A 15,287-nucleotide genomic window follows, 5' to 3' on the forward strand; every position below is an offset into this window, starting at 1 on the left:
TGGGAGAGTGTAGGTGGATGTCAGGGCTCCAGAAGCGTCCGGACTTTAACACGGCGCGGCGCCCATGGCATACGACCAGACCATGGAAATACCGGCCTCTCCCGAGAACTCGCCTGGCTCCTCCGAGGATGTCTCCCGCCTGCCGCTGCCGCCCGGCAGCTCGGGTCTCCCGCTGCTGGGCGAGACGCTCGCCTTCATCCGCGACAGCGGGAAGTTCCTGGAGGAGCGCCGCCGGCTCCATGGAGATGTCTTCCGCTCCCACGTGCTGGGCGAGCCCATCGTCTTCCTGGTCGGTCCCGAGGCCAACCGGTGGATCTTCGCCGGCGAGAACAAGTACCTGCGCAATCGCTGGCACCTGAGCGCCCGGAAGCTGCTGGGCAAGCAGTCCGTCGCGATGATCAACGGCAGCGCCCACCTGGATCGCCGCCGCCTGCTCGCCCCCCATTTCACCTACGCCACCATGCGCCACTTCGTGCCGCGCATCGAGGCCCTCGTCCATCAGCACCTCGAGCAGTGGCTCTCGGCGAAGCAGCCGTTCAAGGCCGTGGACGCCGTGCGCGCGCTCGTGTTCGAGGTGGCCATCGTCCTCCTGATGGGCGAGAGCCGGGTGGACGCGGCCTACATGAGCCGCCTGTTCAAGCAATGGGTGGCGGGCCTCTTCTCCGCCGTGCCGGTGGACATCCCCTTCACCACCTTTGGCCGGGGGGTCGCCGCCGAGAAGGAGATGCGCGAGTACCTCACCCCGCTCGTGGCCGAGCGCGAGAAGCTGGCCGAGCAGCCCCCCGACACCCTCGGCTCACTCCTGTCGGCCCGGGATGAGCAGGGCCAGCCGCTGCCTCGAGACACCGTCCTCGACGAGCTCCAGCTCCTGCTCTTCGCGGGCCATGACACCACGGTGACGGCCACCTCCAACCTGATGATGATGCTGGCCCAGCACCCGGAAGTGCTGGAGCGGTGCCGGCAGGAGCAGCAGGTGGCGGAGAAGGGGCCGCTGACGCTGGAGTCTCTCCGGGCCATGCCCTACCTGCACCAGGTCATCCAGGAGGTGATGCGTGTCATCCCGCCTGTCGCGGGAGCCTTCCGGGTGACGACGCAGGACGTGGCCTACGGTGGCTATCGCATCCCCAAGGGATGGCAGATCTCCCTGAGCATCCGCGGCACGCACCGGAGCGCCCCGTGGACGTCCCCCGAGCGTTTCGATCCGGATCGCATGGGCTCCGAGCGCAACGAGCAGAAGCCACAGGGGGCCTACATTCCCTTCGGCGGTGGCCCGCGGGTGTGCGTCGGGCAGCACTTCGCCATGGTGGAGATGGCCGTGGCCGCCGCCCTGCTGCTGCGCGGCTATCAGTGGGAGCTCGTTCCCGGACAGGACCTGAGCCTCATTCCCTTCCCGATCCCACTCCCGCGTGACGGACTCATCGTGCGTTTCTCGCGGCGCTGAGCGTCAGGAGGGAGCCCTCCGGGCGCGGTCTCGCGCAACTTGTCCAACTGTTGGACAAGTTCGTGAAGAGCGCGCCCGGGAGGCTCGTGGGCCGGCATCTCACCGGAAGTAGCTCTGGGAGATGTCCACCGAGTAGCCCAGCTCCAGCGTGGGCGCGGAGGCCGCCACCAGGTACTGGCGGAAGTGGATCACCTTGCCGGGCAGTGGCGTCTGCGTCTCCAGTCCGCCGCCCGCTTCCGTCTCCTCGTACTGCTCCATGCTGCCGCCCTCGCGCCGGTAGTTGAAGACGGCCGGGAAGTGCGCCCGGGCCTGGACCGTGGCCACCGGCCAGGACACCCGGGGCAGCGCCAGCTTCAACCGGCCGGACAGGTGGAAGACGCCCAGGTCCCTCGCCAGCACCACCTCCAGCGAGGCCTCCGTTTCGCCGAATCGCACCGGGGCCACCTTCAGCGTCAGCTTGCCGTCCTTCTCGGCGGGCACCAGCGGCACTGAATCGAGCAGTACCCGCTCGAGGCGGTGGCCCTCGGGGAGCTCCAGCTCGAGCTCCTGCTCGCGATCCAACCGCAGCGCGTAGCGCACGCGCACCGACGCCTTGCCCTCCAACGTGGACACCCAGGAGGCGTGGGCCTCGGGGATGCTCGGCTCCAGCGGCGGCCGCACCACCTGGCGGGCCACCTTCGGCGCCACGGCCGTGCGCCAGCCGATCCGCAACACGCCCTGCCTCGGGTACACCTCGGAGTCCTCACCTCCGGAGGCTGGAGGCTCGGTCACGGTGAAGGCCGTGGCATCCGCTTCCAGCCGCAGCGGCACCGGCGTGACGTGGGGGCCGAAGCGCAGCTGCACCTGGCGCTCGGGACCGCTACTCGAGGGCCGCAACGCGAGGCTGACGTCGAAGCTGTAGCGGCCGGGCTCGCGCGTCACCAGGGTGAGCTGGTCCTCCAGCGCGCCCACCGTGGCGTTCTCCAGCGTGGGGAGCGACGTCAGGTACGTGTCCGCGTCGAGCCGCAGCAACCGCACCTGTGTCCAGCGCTCGCTGGCGAGCACCTCTACCTCGAAGTGCGCGTCCACTACCAAGGCGTTCGCGGTGAGGCGTCCCTTGAGCTGGCTCTTCACCACCAGCGCGTCCGTGGGCGGGGTGGGCGGTGCCTGCTCCGGGCGCTTCGCATACAGCGGGAGCAGCTCCTCGAGGGGAACGGTCGCGGAGCCCGAGACCGCTGGGGTGAAGGGGGAGCTCGCCGAAGCGGTCAGCAGCAATCCGAGTACGAGAGAAGAAGTCCACATGGTTCACCTCGCTTCCTGGGCGATGGGGGCGTGCGGCGGCTCACCGCCGGGGGGGAGATCCGAGAGCAGGGCCCGCACACTGGCGCGGGTGGAGAGGGCCATCAGGCCGAGCAGCGCCGCGAGGATCTCCAACGTGTAGATGAGGCCGGTGTAGCCCTGGAGGATGACGGCGGTGGTGGGCACCACGAGTGTGGCTCCCCAGACGCCCGCCAGGTGGGTGGTCCGCTCCTGGGGGTAGAGGCGCTTCACGTAGACGACCACCGCCGCGCCGAGGCCGAGGGTGGCCACCGCATAGGCCACGTAGAAGTTCATGAAGGCCGCGAGGTAGGCCAGCAGCACGAAGAAGAAGCCGTACGCGGAAGCCAGCAGGTACGACTCGTAGAAGGCGAGAGGCCGGCGGTGGCGGATGCTGAAGGCGGCCAGCAGGGCCAGCAGGGCGAGGAAGGGCACCCAGGCGCGGCCCGCCATGGTGGAGATGACGAGATCATATGCCTCCACCGAGGGGAGGATGACGCCGAGGTTCACGCCCGACTCGAGCGACTGGAAGGCCCAATCGAGGGCCACCGTGCCGCGCCCGGCATCCACCTGGGTGGCCGAGAGCACCTGGGGCGGATAGTCGAAGTTCTCGCCCCCCTCGACGGCCATGTGCAGCCGTACGTCACGGGCCGGCAGGGCGGGATCCAGCTTGTAGATGAAGGAGTCGAGCCCCCGGGCGCGGTAGCGGATGGAGAAGGTGTTGGTCGCGCCCTGGGAGATGCGGCCCGTCCAGACGAGCCGGTTGCCGGACTCGCCGAGATCCAGATCCGACTCGGCGCCGTTGACGAGGAACTGCAGCTCCGAGAGGAGCACCTGGGACTTGTCCACCTCGATGGGGAAGATGAAGGCCACGTCGATGTCGTGGCCCTCGCGGTTGACGACGGCGTAGTCGGCCGAGAGCGTGAAGTCGAAGCCGGAGAAGTAGCGCAGGCCGCGCTTGCGGTAGTTCATCCGGGACTGCACCTGCACGTGCTGCTTGTCGAAGGGCAGGGGCTTGAGCTCGGTGAAGATGGTGCCGCTCTGCACGTAGCGCAGCGAGGGCGCGGGCTGGACGACGGGGGCGCCCCAGCGCTCCTCCACGTCCCGGGCCAGCTCCGAGCTGGCGAAGTCCGTCCGGTCCGCCACCTGGCCGGCGATGACCGCGGTGGCGAAGACGACGATGAGGAGGCTTCCGAAGACGTGGTGGCGGGCGAGCCACCCGAACGCCCGCCGGACCGGCGAGCTCGCCGGCGGGCGCGGTGGCGTGGGCGGAGGCGGGGGAGGAAGGGTGTCTGGGCTCATGGACCCAGAGTGGGGCTGGGGGGTGCAATGGGAATGGATGCCCCGTGCACCCCCCGAGGAATGTTCGTGCAGAATTCGTGGAGGACTACGGCAGGGTGAACAGACAGCGGGTGATGGGCACGATGAGGTCCGCCAGCACGTAGAGGTAGTACGTCCTGCCACTCACCAGCGAGTCGGGATGGCCGGACGCCGGGAAGCGCTGCGACAGGCCCGTGGGGACCACTCCGTACCGCACCGTTCCGCTCGACACGGGCGTTCCATCCACCGGCACGTCGATGCGCCAGAGCGTGCCCGTGGGCAGATCCAGGTTCGGCGGCACCGTCGGAGACGCGGCGTCCGCCTCGAGAACGTACACGTAACGCGCCTTGCCACCCCTCCAGGACAGCGTCCCATCGGCGGCGATGCCCTCTCCGTTCTCGCAGAGCGTGGGCCGGTAGAAACGCTGCTCATCCAGCGGTCCCGCCCCATACGTCTGGCCGGCGAAGTCCTCGCGCTTGTAACCCCGGTGGAAGAGCTCGGCCTCGAAGAAGCTCATCATCCGCACCGGATCCGTCGTGACGAAGATGGAGTCGTGGGGGTTCTCGGGCCCCGCTCGCGAGAAGCCATTGTTCTGCTCACGCGGGTAGGTGCCGAAACCCACCGTGTTGATCCACCCGGCGCCCATGGCCAGGCCCCTCGGGTTGAAGGAGTTGAGGAAGTTGCCCGGCGACTCGACGTACCAGTTCGAGGGACCCTTGGGCGCGCGCGTCGAGTGGCAGCAGACACAGGCCGTCGACTCGATCTGCGACCTCACCCAGTTGGCCTCCGCGACGTACGCCGGCTCCCCCATGCGCGCATCCTCGCGCTCCGCGTTCTCCGCCGGTGGCACCGGGTAGTATGGGCGCTGCGTGCGCACGCGATCGCAGCTCGCGTAGTCCATGAAGCTACGGCCCGGCTCGGTGGCTCCGGAGATCATCTCCCACGTGCAGACCTTCCCACCCGGAGACATCCCAGGGGGCTCGCCCGGCTTGGGGTCGACACAGTTGAGCACCGGCTGCTGGAACGTGGGCAGCCCCGTGCCCCCACTGCTGTCCTGCACCTGCCCACCGCATACGGGCGCCGGATCGAACACGCCTCCGCCGAACAGCTCGCACCCGCGCTGCATGGAGCCGCACTTCTGCGCGTCCACGCCGGGGAAGCTGATGCGCGTCCACTTGTCGTTCTCGCCTCCCAGGAAGCAGTAACCCAGCCGCTCCTCCAGGTTGCACGCCGAGCCCAGCACCGCCGTCGAGCCCTGGTCCTTGCAGTCTTCCACCGCGGACTCGTCGGTCCACTCACCGACATAGTCCCGGCACTCCTCGAGGCTGCTGAACCGGTTCATATAGACGCAGTGGCCCACCACCTTCTCCGGCACGGTGGGCACTTCGCCCCCTCCGCCGCACTGACAGCCCGTCACGAGGCAAAGCACGACCAGCACCGTCGATAAACGCGGTGAAAGCATGGACAACTCCCCTGTTGGAATGCGGTGTGGAACTAGCTCTTCGTGTAGCCCTTCAAGAAGCCATCCAGGTGCTGCTCGATGAAGTGCTCCATGACGAGCGGACGGCACCGGCGGCCCTGCAACTGGTGCTGGTGGAAGAGCGCCAGCAGCACCGGAGACATCAGCGCGAGCGCGGCCACCCGCGCATTGGGCACGGACAGCTCTCCTCGCGTGTGGAAGACGATCAGCAGCTCCTCGACCGAGCTCAGCGTGGGCTCGAGGATCGACGAGACGTAGATCTGCCCGAGCTCCGAGTCGGCCATGCCCTCGGCGAAGCCCGTGGCGTGCATGCCGCCCAGGGCCCCGGACCACGCGGCGGCGACCTGTCCCAGCAGTTGCGAGAAGGCCTCCCTCGCCGGCAGATCCGCCAGGGTCTTCGCCCAGGCCTGGCGCTCCTGTCCGAACTTCAACAGGTACTCGAAGGCGGCCTGCACCACGCCCTGGCGATCGCCGAAGTAATGCCTCAGCGTCCCGGGGTCCACCCCGGCGCCCTCCGCGAGCACGCGCAGGCTCGGGTGCGAGCCGCCCGACATGAGCATCTGCTGCGCCACGCTGGCCAGAAGCCGCGAGCGCGTCTCGTCATGATTGCGGTTGCGGGCTCCCGATATCCTTCCCATGAGCGAGATGGATATTCGGCGGATATTCCCGCAGCAAGCCCTTCGTGTGGGTTTTTATCCTTCCTCAGTGAGGAGGTTTATTCGGGTCCGCGCGGCATCAGGAACGCCGGTACTCCAGGAGGGGCCCGGGGGGACGGATGCCCTCGCGCAGCTCCGGAGCGTCCTCGGGCGGAAGCGCCACGAGCCGCAGCGGAACCACCCCCGCCCAGCAGTCCAGTGACAGATCTTCCTCATCGTCCTTCGGCGGCCCGGTGCGCACCTTCGCCGAGGCCTCTTCCAGCGGCAGCCGCAGCACGGACGTGGCCTTCATCTCCTGCGCGTTGGGGGGACGCACTTCGGACCAGCGGCCGCGCAGGACGTGGTCGGTGATCGCCTCCAGCGCCCGCGTCTTCTCCGCCTCGTCCGTCACCAGCGCCGCGGTGCCCAGCACCACCACCGAGCGGTAGTTCATGCTGTGGTGGAACGCGGAGCGAGCCATCACGAGCCCATCCAGCAGCGTCACGGTGAAGCACACCGGAATCCCCTGGGCGAGCTGCCGGGCGATCCGGCTCACGGATGCTCCGTGCAGGTACAGGTTCCCGCCGAGCCGTCCGTACACCATGGGAATCACGTACGGCTGGCTGTCCACCGCCAGGCCCACGTGGGCCATCAGGCCCGCGTCGAGAATGGCGTGGATGGCCGCCTCCTCATAGGAGGCTCGCTGCGGCAGGCGGCGGACGGTGGCGCGTTCACTGGGAGGGGGCGTGTTCATGCTCCTCTTCATGCTCCCGGACTGGTCCATCCAACAGGCCCAGTTTCCACAAATCCGATGGACCAGTAGGCTCTCCTCCATGAAGGGCTGGAACCTCACGCTCGACCTCCACGCTCCATCTCCCACGCCCCTCTTCGTGCGCATCGCCCGCGCGCTGGAGGAGGACATCCGCCGGGGCCGGCTCCCGCCCGGATCACCCCTGCCCGGAAGCCGCACCCTCGCGGACTCCCTGGGCGTGCACCGCAATACGGTGCTCGCCGCCTACCGGGAGCTCGAGACGCAGGGGTGGATCTCCACCTCGGCGGCGCGTGCCACCTACGTCTCGCCCACGCTGCCGGACGTGCCCGCCCGCTCCACCGCCGGAGCCCCTCGCACCGCCATGCCCACCCAGGTGGGCTTCTCCCTTCCGTCCACCCCCCTGCGCCGCGAGCAGCCCGATCCCTCTCGCGGCATGCTCGTTCTCGCCGGAGGTGCCCCCGACATCCGGCTCCTTCCCGCGTCCCTCCTCGCGCGCGCCTACCGCCGGGCCCTGAAGCTCCACGGCAAGCGCCTGCTCCACTATGGCGATGCACGGGGCCTCCACCGCCTGCGTGCCGCGCTCGCCGGGATGCTCTCCTCCCTGCGGGGGCTCGCCGTTGGCGCGGACGATCTGATCGTCACCCGGGGCAGCCAGGGCGCGGTGGACCTGGTGGCCCGGACCCTGGTGACGCCCGGCGACACCGTGGCCGTCGAGGCGATTGGCTACCGTCCCGCCTGGCACGCCTTCCAACTCGCTGGAGCCCGCCTCGCCCCCATTCCCCTGGACGGAGAGGGCCTGCGGGTGGAGGCGCTCGAGACCCTCGCCCAGCGGACTCCGGTGCGTGCGGTGTACCTCACGCCTCATCACCAGTACCCCACCACCGTGACGCTCTCCCCGGCGCGGCGGCTCGCGCTCCTGGCGTGGGCGCGCACGCACCGCGTGGCCCTCATCGAGGACGACTACGATCACGAGTTCCACTACGAGGGCCGCCCCATCCTTCCCCTGGCGAGCGCGGATCGGGACGGGCTCGTGCTGTACGTGGGCACGTTGTCCAAGGTGTTGGCCCCGGCCCTGCGCCTGGGCTTCCTCGCCGCGCCTCGCTCCTTCCTGGAGCACGCCCTCGGGGTGCGCGAGGCGGTGGACCGGCAGGGGGACACCGCCCTGGAGGCCGCGGTCGCCGAGCTGCTGGAAGAGGGCGAGGTGCGCCGTCATGTCCGCAAGATGCATGGCATCTACCGCGGCCGGCGCGACGCCCTGGTGGAGGCGGTGGAGCGGGAGCTGGCCGGCGCGCTCACCGTGTCGCCTCCCGCGGGGGGCATGGCCTTGTGGGCGCACTGTGCACCCGGCGTGGACGCCGCGGCCTGGGCCCGCGCGGGGCGGGAGGCTGGAGTGGCCTTCACCGCCGGGAGCGACTACAGCTTCGACGGCCGCCCCGTACCCGCAGTGCGGCTGGGCTTCGCCTGCCTGAAGGAGTCCGAGCTCGTCGAGGCGGTACGGCGCATGGCGCGCACCCTTCCCAGGAGCCCTCGTGCGCCGAAACGAGAATTATCCGCGAGAAAGGGAAGAGCTACTCAGCCCTGAGCGGATCGTTTATCCTCGGCGCGCTTCACTTCAACCCCCCCAAGGAGCACCACATGAAGCGCGTTCTCTTCGTCGCTGTCGCCGCCATCGCCCTGGGCCTGGGCCTCGCTTCCGCCCCCGTGCAGGCCGATACCTGCGCGCCGTACTGCTACAAGCACCCGATCACCGGGCAGCTGGTCTGCACCTCTCCCTGCCCGTAACGGCTCGGAGCTTCCGCTTCGTGGTGATGAAGGCCTCATCCGGGCTTCCCGGGTGGGGCCTTTGCCGTTACGGTGCGCGGACTCCCATCCAGGAGGCGCCATGCGCGCGGTGGTGATGCAGCATGAGGAGCACGAGGGGCCGGGGTTGCTGGGTCCTGCGCTGGAGGCGGCGGGCTTCACGCTGGTGAAGCGCTTCCGCGGCGTCAAGCGCGAGGACCTGAACGCGGAGCTGGTGGTGGTGCTCGGCGGTCCCATGGGCGTCTACGAGGCGGATCGCCATCCCTTCCTCGGCGAGGAGCTGGCGCTGGTGAGCGAGCGGCTCGCGCTGGGGCTTCCGGTGCTGGGCCTGTGCCTGGGCGCGCAGCTCCTGGCGGCCGCGGCCGGCTCCGAGGTCTTCGTCGGGAAGAACGGCCTCGAGGTGGGCGCGGCGCCCGTGCGCTGGACGAAGGAGGGCCTGGCCGATCCCGTGCTCGCGGGAGTGCGCCCGCGCACCACCGTGGCCCACTGGCACCAGGACACCTTCAAGGCCGTGCCCGGCGCCACGCTCCTGGCCTCCACGGATCGCTACACCCAGCAGGCCTTCCGGCTCGGCGACTCGTATGGCTTCCAGTTCCACCTGGAGCTCACCGCGGACGAGCTCGACCGCTGGTTCACCCAGGGCGCCGAGGAGCTGGTCGAGCTGTACGAGAAGGACCTCGACGAGCTGCGCTCGCAGCTCCCCAAGCTGCGCTCGGCCGAGGCCGAGAACCGGGAGTTGCTCGAGCGGCTCGCCCACCACTTCGCCCGGGTGGCGCGCGCCGCCAGGTGAACACCGGACGGGGTGGGGAGGGCCCTACTTCTCCTCCACGCCGATCTTCGGGCAGACGTCGTTCATGGGGCAGGCCTCGCACTTGGGCTTGCGAGCCGTGCAGGTGTAGCGGCCGTGCAGCACGGTCGCGGGCCCGAAGAAGGTCCACTGGTCCTGGGGGATGAGCTTCATCAGGTCCTTCTCGATCTCCTCGGGCTTCTCCTTCTTGGAGAGGCCCATGCGCTGGCTGACGCGGGCCACGTGGGTGTCGACGATGACGCCCGAGGGGAGATTGAAGGCGGTGTTGAGCACGACATTGGCCGTCTTGCGGGCCACGCCGGGCAGGGTGATGAGCTCGTCGATCGTCTTGGGCACATGACCGCCGAAGCTCGCGAGCAGCTCGCGGCTCATGGCCTGAACCGACTTGGTCTTCTGCTTGAAGAAGCCGGTGGGCTTGAGGTCCTCCTCGAGCGCGGCGGTATCGGCCTCGGCGAAGGCCTGGGGGCCGGGGTACTTCGTGAAGAGGGTCGCGGTCACGCGGTTGACGCGCTCATCCGTGCACTGCGCGGCCAGGATGGTGGCGACGAGCAACTCGAAAGGGGTGTTCCAGTTGAGCTCGTAGCGGGCACCCGGGTGGGCCTCGTGAAGACGGGTGAGGAGGGTCTTGGCGGTCTGGGCGGCGGTCATGTGGCGCTCGGGAGGGAGAGGCGACGGAGACGCAGTGTACCGGGCGGGACCGACACGGAAAGTCCAGGAATGGGACGGCCGAACCCCTCGTGGCGACGCGGTGCTTCACCCGTTTTGATGATGAGTACTGGGAGGGGTTCTACTGGTAGCGAAGGGCATTCCGTGGAGCCCATCTCCGCCTCGGCTGGAGGAGCGTGAGCGTGCCGCCGATCGCACGCTATAGCGCGACGAGGGTGGGGGAGCCGGCTGCAGGGGGACGGGGGGAAGGACGAAATCAGCCAGGGAGCGGAAGCCGCCCGCGAGCACCGCGCACGCCAGGCGCAGGAAGCCCACCGGCTCCAGGCCCCGGGACCGCACCGCCGCGGAGAGCCCCAGCGAGAAGCTCACGGTCAGGTTGATTATTCCCACGCCGAGGAGGCCCACCACGGCCCAGAGGAACGCCGGCTCCACCAGCCGCTCGGGCCCCAGCGCCGTGCCGGCGAAGGCGAGGGTGCCGGCACTGAGGGTGACGTGCCGCACGTCCATGGGCAGGCCGAAGAAGCGGCACACCGCGGGCGTCATGCCCAGCAGCAGGCCCAGGCTGACGTTGGCGCCCAGGCCGCACGCATGACGCGCGAGGGCCTCGCCCAGCTTCTTCGCCCGGGCCTCACCGAGCAGACAGCGCAACCCGGGGTGACGCGCGAGTGCCTCCGGCAGGCGCTGGTAGTGCACCCAGTTCTCCAGCCAGCCGCCGAAGACACTGGAGCACCACAGCAGCACGCCGGTGAGGGCGGCGAAGAGCAGGGTGCCGCTCTTCAGCGGGTGGAGCGAGCGCACCACGTACTCCGCCTCGCTCGCCTCCAGCAGCGGCTGGCCCCGGAGCGCCTGGATGACGAGTCCCACGAAGGTGACGGTGGCCACCACCGCGCCAAGGTTTCCGAAGACCGAGGCCAGTTGCGAGCGGGTGATGCAGGCCAGTTGTTGCACCAGGCTGTGCATTCCCTTGTCGCCGGCCTTCACATCCATCGAGGCAGCCAGGGCCGCGGCCGTCATGGAGGGCTGCTTGGTGGCCAGGGTGAAGCCGAGCAATTGGATGAGCAGGAAGCAGAGGGCGTAGTTGGTGGCGGACGCGAGCCCCTCGAAGAAGAGGGGAAGCGCCGCGAAGGTGATGGCCAGCTTGAGCGCCGCGGTGCCCGCGGTGAGCAGCCCGCCGCCCGCCGCCGCGCTCACCATCCGGTGGTACTCGTCCTGGGTGGTGGCGATGTAGTGGCGGCCCACCTCTCCGGTGTGTTCGAAGATGCGCCGCGAGATGCGCCGCACGCTGCTGCGGAAGAGCGCCACCACGCTGCGCTCCCTCGCATGCGCATCCACCAGGGATGACAGCAGCCGGAGGGCGGCGCCGGGTGTTGCGCGGGCGCGGTCCGGGGCGAGCAGCCACAGCAGCGATTCCAGCCGGTCCAGGGCATGGCCGAGCTGCTCGAGCCGGTAGACGAGATCCGTTCCCACCGCGTGTGCATCCATGTGGCGCAGCACGCGCTGTGTGGCGGCGCGGCAACCGGCGATGGCTTCGGCGCAGGCCTCCCGTCGCCGCTCCACCGTGGAGCCCTGCGCGCCCGCTCGCACCTCCAACCGCAACGCCTCGCACGCGCGAGGCAGGCGGACGAACGGAGAGTGCTCGACTGGCCCCGGAGGCAGCCGTGCCAGCACGTCACTCGCCAGACCGAGGGCACTCGCGCGCGAGGCGAGTACGAGCACCGCGTCCTCCACCGCCTCCGTCAATGGGGCGAAGGAGGGCGAACGCAGCAGGGCACAGAAGGCCACCACCTGCTCCTCGGACAGCTCGTCCAGCCAGGCCTGGCCTTCCTTCCCGGGGAACAGGCGCCACACCCATTGAGCGAGGTCCCGCTCGTCCGGCGCGGGAGGGACCAGTTGCTGTCCGAGCCGCGCCACGGCATCTCCCAGGAGGCCGCGCCCGGCGGACAGGCCCGGCTCGGTGAACAACCTCAGCGCGGACGTCTCGGTGAGCACCGACGCGAGGACATCACGCAAGGCCTCGCACCACACGGGCTCCTCGCTGAGTACCTCCACCAGTAGCCGCAGGCGAGCCGACCCCTGGGACTCCACTGGGGCCAGCCGCCCGCGACGCGACGGTGTGGCGCCTGGGGCCTGGAGCCAGCGGACCAGTTCCTCCAGCCATGTCAGGCGGGCCGCGAGCGGCGCCTGGGGCCGAGCCGACGTCAGCAGCGCATGCAGCTCGCCCAGCCGCTGCTCCGCCTCGGGGGTCCTCGGATAACTGGTCAGCAGTTGCTCCAGCGTGTGCGGGGAGATGGCAGGCTCAGGGCACGGGACGGGGATGGGGCTGGCGAGCATGGTGTCAGAAAGTTTGTCCTCAAAATAACAAAACGCAAAATGGGAGGACTTGAGCCTGCCTGCCCTCCGGACTGTCTGTTCCCCGAGATGGCCCGACGGAGGGAGGAGCACGCGGGCAGCGGAGCCCTCGTCTCCGCATGCTGTCTGCTTCTCCAGTCTGGTCGCTTACAAAATAGTTGCTGGTGCAACGCAATTGTCGCGATGTCTGAGAATCAATCAGTGCAATTTCTTGCTTGATATGAGTCATGTATGTTTGCCTGCTGATCGGCCGTTATTCCTGGCGCCTCGCCGGTGCGGGACGGTGTCTTGACGGTGATAGGGCAAACAAAGTTCTCTTCTGCGCACTGATGCGTGAACGGACCGCGATGCGGCGTGTCCCACGCCTCTGCAATCCAGGAGAGGTTGAATGTCCCAGCAGTGGAGTTGGCGTCCGTCTGTCATGGCCGGTCTCGTCTTCGCGGTGACCGCGTGTTCTTCGCCCTCGGATGTTCCGGGCGCGGACGGGCAGAGCGGCACCCCCAGCAGCAACGGTAAGAACGCGGCCGTCCGATTGATTCCGGAGGCGCCGGGAGCCCGCTGCCCTCAGGGTGGCACCGCGCTCCAGACGGGCCTCGATGACAACGGGGACGGCGCGCTGAGCGACGACGAGGTGGAGCAGACCTCCTACGTGTGCAACGGGAGCGGCACCCAGTCCGGCAGCATGTCCCTCGTGAAGCTGATGCCCGAGGCCGCGGGCGCGCGGTGTGCGTCCGGTGGTACCGCCGTTCTGTCCGGGGTCGATACAAACGCCGACGGCGTGCAGGGGGACTCCGAGGTCACCCACACGCAGTACCTCTGCAACGGGGAGGGCGAGAAGAAGGGGAATGCGTACCTGATGAAGATGGCGTCCGAGGCCGCCAGTCCGAACTGCCCCCAGGGTGGAACGGCCGTCCTCGGCGGCATCGACATGAACGTCAACGGTCAGCTCGAGAGCAACGAGGTGACGACGACGCAGTACGTCTGCACCGGCTCGACGGGCGCGGGCGGTACCGAGGCGCTCGTCAAGCTCGACGCCGCGCCGGCCGGTGCGAACTGCGGCCAGGGCGGCAGGGCCGTGAAGAGCGGCTTCGATGCGAATGGTGACGGCATGCTCGGCACCAACGAGGTGACGAACACCACGTTCGTGTGTAACGGGCTCACGGAGACGACCGATCCGAACCGTGGCGAGGCCCTCGTGCGGCTCGATACCGAGCCCGCGGGCGCCAACTGCGCGTACGGTGGCACGGCCGTGAAGACGGGTTTCGACTCGAATGCCGACGGGACGCTGAGCGATTCCGAGGTCACGACGACCCAGTTCGTGTGCAGCGCGGCCAATTTCTTCCCGACGAAGTGGGCGAGCAACCCACGGGGCAGCTACGGCTCTGGTGAAATCACCAATCTGTGGGTCCCCGTGTCGCGCCGGGTCTGGATCTACAAGACCAGCGATACGTCGCGCATCAAGCTCACCGTCTCCGACACTTTTCGGGTTGGTGGAGCGTACAATGGCGGGCGTGGTGCGTACTCGGTACGCATGAACGGCGGCGTGGCGGGCTGCGACGCCTGGCAATACAACTCAAACGCCTCCGGTTGGAATCAGGACCATCATCTGCCGTTCGCGAATGTCTGCCTCACCGAGCAACTCCCGAAGGGCCTGTACGAGTTCGATGTGTGGGCGTTTGCGAGTGGAGGAACCAGTTCCGTCGGCGGTGGAACGAACAGTGCGTTGCTCCTTGCCGAAGAGCTCGATGGCACCAGGCCCTACGCTTTTTCGAAAGCAGGGGGCTCTGTCGGCACGGCGAGCACTTCGTACGCCAAGATGAGTGGACGCGAAGTCACGTTCATCAAGCAGTCCGCATCCACACTGCTCAAAGTGACGCTCGCCGATACTCTCCGCGTAGGCTACAATCAGAACGGCGGATGGGGCACGGTGATGGTGCGGCTCGATGGGGTCAACACCAACTGCTACACCGGCAAGTACGATGGGCAGGGCACCGGCGGTGACTTGCACAATCCGTTCGTGATGACCTGCATTCTCCCGAACGTGTCCGCTGCTCGGCATACCCTGGACGTCGCGCTCTCCGCGAACACGGGCGGTGCCGCGAACCTTGGCTGGGAGCGGAGCAACCCGCTCCTCCTCGTAGAGGAACTCCCGAATACGGGGCTCACCTACTCGAACATGAGCTTCGGAAGCGGCGAATTGTCTGGCGCATGGGCTGGTGTCGGCGCGCGACAGATCATCCATAACGTCAGCTCGCCTGGAAAGGCGGTGAAGGTCACGTACTCGGACACGTTCCGTGCGGTTGCAGGCTGCAATGCACGCTGGGGCCAATTCCAGCTGTATGTCGACTACCAGCCCACTGGTTGCAACACCGCTCAGCACGTATGGGTCTCGGGTAACATCGGGCAGGATCACTATCACCCAGCGAACCTGACGTGCATCATTCCGAACCTGTCACCCGGTCCCCACACGTTCTCCATCTGGTCGACCACGCAGCATGCGGATGGAACCTCCTGCGGCTCGAACTACTTCGGCTGGAACCGCGGACAGAACCTCCTGCTGGCCGAGGACCTGCCGTAAGCGGTCCTCCAACTCGCGCCTGATCCGCGCCCACCGGTGCCACGCTCGGCCCGGTGGGCGCTCTACATCGCTGTAGCACCCACTGAGAAATCCAGGAATTCAGGGGGCGTGAAGGAGGAGTGATGGGTCCTGAGCGGAGCTG

General features: G+C 68.5%; 12 protein-coding genes. 5 read left to right on the forward strand and 7 right to left on the reverse strand.

Going from position 1 to position 15,287, the window contains the following annotated elements; all coding sequences use genetic code 11:
* The first annotated feature begins 64 nt into the window (after positions 1-64).
* Positions 65-1,441, forward strand: a complete 1,377-nt coding sequence (locus BO221_RS13630; RefSeq protein ID WP_083681022.1) for a cytochrome P450 — start codon at positions 65-67, stop codon at positions 1,439-1,441.
* 99 nt (positions 1,442-1,540) lie between these two features.
* Here the strand turns inward: BO221_RS13630 and BO221_RS13635 are convergent, their stop codons facing one another.
* The 5 genes from BO221_RS13635 to BO221_RS13655 form a co-directional block, all read right to left on the reverse strand.
* Positions 1,541-2,722, reverse strand: coding sequence for a hypothetical protein (locus tag BO221_RS13635; RefSeq protein WP_073560895.1), 1,182 nt, complete (start codon positions 2,720-2,722; stop codon positions 1,541-1,543).
* 3 nt (positions 2,723-2,725) lie between these two features.
* The gene (locus tag BO221_RS13640; RefSeq protein WP_073560896.1) at positions 2,726-4,039 is read right to left on the reverse strand and encodes a hypothetical protein; all 1,314 of its coding nucleotides are present in this window, start codon (positions 4,037-4,039) and stop codon (positions 2,726-2,728) included.
* An 85-nt stretch (positions 4,040-4,124) separates the two neighbouring features.
* Entirely contained in the window at positions 4,125-5,519 is a 1,395-nt protein-coding gene (locus BO221_RS13645; protein WP_073560897.1) for a hypothetical protein, read from the reverse strand.
* Between the two features lie 32 nt (positions 5,520-5,551).
* Positions 5,552-6,175, reverse strand: a complete 624-nt coding sequence (locus BO221_RS13650) for a TetR/AcrR family transcriptional regulator (protein ID WP_073560898.1) — start codon at positions 6,173-6,175, stop codon at positions 5,552-5,554.
* Between the two features lie 97 nt (positions 6,176-6,272).
* Positions 6,273-6,926 carry a pyridoxamine 5'-phosphate oxidase family protein gene (locus BO221_RS13655; protein ID WP_073560899.1) on the reverse strand — a complete coding sequence of 218 codons (654 nt, stop codon included), beginning with the start codon at positions 6,924-6,926 and terminating at the stop codon, positions 6,273-6,275.
* Positions 6,927-7,005: 79 nt separating this feature from the next.
* Between BO221_RS13655 and BO221_RS13660 the strand changes: the two genes are divergently transcribed.
* The 3 genes from BO221_RS13660 (at position 7,006) to BO221_RS13665 (ending at position 9,534) form a co-directional block, all read left to right on the forward strand.
* Positions 7,006-8,526, forward strand: a complete 1,521-nt coding sequence (locus BO221_RS13660) for a PLP-dependent aminotransferase family protein (RefSeq protein WP_073561348.1) — start codon at positions 7,006-7,008, stop codon at positions 8,524-8,526.
* Positions 8,527-8,579: 53 nt separating this feature from the next.
* A complete protein-coding gene (locus BO221_RS54835; RefSeq protein ID WP_158079837.1) occupies positions 8,580-8,726 on the forward strand; it encodes a hypothetical protein in 147 nt (48 codons plus the stop codon).
* A gap of 100 nt (positions 8,727-8,826) precedes the next feature.
* The gene (locus BO221_RS13665; RefSeq protein WP_073560900.1) at positions 8,827-9,534 is read left to right on the forward strand and encodes a gamma-glutamyl-gamma-aminobutyrate hydrolase family protein; all 708 of its coding nucleotides are present in this window, start codon (positions 8,827-8,829) and stop codon (positions 9,532-9,534) included.
* 24 nt (positions 9,535-9,558) lie between these two features.
* On the opposite strand, the gene nth is transcribed toward BO221_RS13665, so the two are convergent.
* The gene (gene nth / locus BO221_RS13670; protein WP_073560901.1) at positions 9,559-10,200 is read right to left on the reverse strand and encodes an endonuclease III; all 642 of its coding nucleotides are present in this window, start codon (positions 10,198-10,200) and stop codon (positions 9,559-9,561) included.
* 105 nt (positions 10,201-10,305) lie between these two features.
* Positions 10,306-12,549: a site-specific recombinase gene (locus BO221_RS13675; protein ID WP_073560902.1), complete on the reverse strand. Its 2,244-nt coding sequence runs from the start codon at positions 12,547-12,549 to the stop codon at positions 10,306-10,308.
* Between the two features lie 406 nt (positions 12,550-12,955).
* Between BO221_RS13675 and BO221_RS13680 the strand changes: the two genes are divergently transcribed.
* The gene (locus BO221_RS13680; protein WP_073560903.1) at positions 12,956-15,145 is read left to right on the forward strand and encodes a hypothetical protein; all 2,190 of its coding nucleotides are present in this window, start codon (positions 12,956-12,958) and stop codon (positions 15,143-15,145) included.
* Positions 15,146-15,287: the final 142 nt, after the last annotated feature.

It is taken from the genome of Archangium sp. Cb G35, from assembly GCF_001896145.1.
GTDB classification, from domain to species: domain Bacteria; phylum Myxococcota; class Myxococcia; order Myxococcales; family Myxococcaceae; genus Archangium; species Archangium violaceum.

Excerpts from the sequence above, each read along its gene's own strand:
- BO221_RS54835 (WP_158079837.1), top strand. The coding sequence starts at position 8,580 with ATGAAGCGCGTTCTCTTCGTCGCTGTCGCCGCCATCGCCCTGGGCCTG.
- BO221_RS13645 (WP_073560897.1), bottom strand. The coding sequence starts at position 5,519 with ATGCTTTCACCGCGTTTATCGACGGTGCTGGTCGTGCTTTGCCTCGTG.
- nth (WP_073560901.1), bottom strand. The coding sequence starts at position 10,200 with ATGACCGCCGCCCAGACCGCCAAGACCCTCCTCACCCGTCTTCACGAG.
- BO221_RS13680 (WP_073560903.1), top strand. The coding sequence starts at position 12,956 with ATGTCCCAGCAGTGGAGTTGGCGTCCGTCTGTCATGGCCGGTCTCGTC.
- BO221_RS13660 (WP_073561348.1), top strand. The coding sequence starts at position 7,006 with ATGAAGGGCTGGAACCTCACGCTCGACCTCCACGCTCCATCTCCCACG.
- BO221_RS13640 (WP_073560896.1), bottom strand. The coding sequence starts at position 4,039 with ATGAGCCCAGACACCCTTCCTCCCCCGCCTCCGCCCACGCCACCGCGC.
- BO221_RS13675 (WP_073560902.1), bottom strand. The coding sequence starts at position 12,549 with ATGCTCGCCAGCCCCATCCCCGTCCCGTGCCCTGAGCCTGCCATCTCC.
- BO221_RS13655 (WP_073560899.1), bottom strand. The coding sequence starts at position 6,926 with ATGAACACGCCCCCTCCCAGTGAACGCGCCACCGTCCGCCGCCTGCCG.
- BO221_RS13665 (WP_073560900.1), top strand. The coding sequence starts at position 8,827 with ATGCGCGCGGTGGTGATGCAGCATGAGGAGCACGAGGGGCCGGGGTTG.
- BO221_RS13635 (WP_073560895.1), bottom strand. The coding sequence starts at position 2,722 with ATGTGGACTTCTTCTCTCGTACTCGGATTGCTGCTGACCGCTTCGGCG.
- BO221_RS13630 (WP_083681022.1), top strand. The coding sequence starts at position 65 with ATGGCATACGACCAGACCATGGAAATACCGGCCTCTCCCGAGAACTCG.
- BO221_RS13650 (WP_073560898.1), bottom strand. The coding sequence starts at position 6,175 with ATGGGAAGGATATCGGGAGCCCGCAACCGCAATCATGACGAGACGCGC.